Here is a 1,380-nt window from a genome sequence, read left to right as displayed (position 1 = left end):
GGCGGGCGACTGCTTGGCGTCGGCGGCGCCAGTTCGACCAGCTCAGCGCGTGGTGTCGCCCTCGGTGTCCGCTCAGGTGCGGGGGCCGGGCACCACAAGCTGCCAGGAGTCGCCGAACCTCCGCCACTGTGAGCCCGACGGCCCCGGATGTCTCACCGGTTGCGCCCCCTTTTCCCAGGACTGGTGTGCCGTGGCGGCCAGGAAAGCGTGCGCGAGCATGGCCAGAGTGATGTGCCGATACCAGCCCACGTAGCGGCGGACCTCGTACTGGTCCAGGCCGCACTCGTTCTTCGCGGCCTGGAAGCACTCCTCGATCGCCCAGCGCGCGCCGGCGACCCGCACCAGCTCCTGGACCGTGGTCTGAAGGGGTGCGTAGGCGAGGTAGTAGGCGATCTCGTCGGGCTTGCTGATGCTGCGGCGGGCCAGTGCCCATCGCATCCGGTGGGGGACCTCGCCCTGGTAGTCGAATTCAGCGACGGCCGGCAGCCGCACTGCCGCCCAGTGGTAGACGCGGGGCCCCTTCGCGCCGTCGCCGCACGAGATCTTCTCCCATGCCTCATTGGGGGCCTGCGCGAACAGACCCTCGATCCGTGAACAACCCACGCTGAATTGGGATTTGGGGACGGCCAGCACGTAGCCGACGCCCGACTGTTCCAGCAGCCGGCGGAATCGGTTGTCCTGGCCGTAGGCGGAATCCGCGGTGACCCAGGCGATGGGCAGCGGTGAGGCGAGGGCCCGCAGCACCATGTGCCGGGCCAGTTCGCCCTTGGTGGCGAACTCCCGCTCGTCGGGGATCCTTGCGGTGCGGCAGCGTTCCCGGTCCTCGGTCCAGGACTTGGGGAGGTAGAGCTCGCGGTCGACCAGGGCCCGGCCGCGGGCGGAGGCGTAGGCGGCGAAGACACCGATCTGGCAGTTCTCGGTCCGGCCGGCGGTGCCGGAGTACTGGCGCTGGACCCCGGCGGAGGTGGTGCCCTTCTTGATGAACCCGGTGTCGTCGATGATCAGCACGCCGTCGTTCTCGCCGAGCTTGTCGGCGACGTATTGCTGCAGGTCGTCGCGGATGTCATCGGGCTCCCACTTCGATCCGGCGAGGAGGTGCTGCAGGCCGTCGGGCGTGCGGTGGCCGGCCTGTTCGGCCAGCTGCCAGCTGTTCTTTCGTGCTACCGGTGCGAGCAGCCCGCGTACGTAGTCACGCATGCGGCGGCGGAGCTCGACTCGGCCGAAGCGGTGCCCGATGGTCAGGAAGAGATCGTCCAGTTCGAGGTCCCACCGCGCGGCGGCATACTCAGTGATCACCCTCGGAGGCTGCCCCGCCGCTGTCACTACCTGCGGCGTTGTCGCACGATCGAGGGGCGGTTTCCCTGAGACCGCCCCCGCACG

At 69.3% G+C, this 1,380-nt stretch carries 1 protein-coding gene; it reads right to left on the bottom strand.

Annotation, left to right across the window (positions count from 1 at the left end):
• Nucleotides 1-72: 72 nt before the first annotated feature.
• Complete coding sequence (locus tag ACFUJR_RS39285; RefSeq protein WP_383451305.1) at nucleotides 73-1,296, bottom strand: IS701 family transposase; 1,224 nt, start codon at nucleotides 1,294-1,296, stop codon at nucleotides 73-75.
• Nucleotides 1,297-1,380 lie beyond the last annotated feature (84 nt).

The organism is Streptomyces sp. NPDC057271 (assembly GCF_042668715.1).
Lineage (GTDB): Bacteria > Actinomycetota > Actinomycetes > Streptomycetales > Streptomycetaceae > Streptomyces.
The sequence above is the reverse complement of the archived record's forward strand: the minus strand, read 5'-3'. Positions and strand labels throughout refer to the sequence as shown.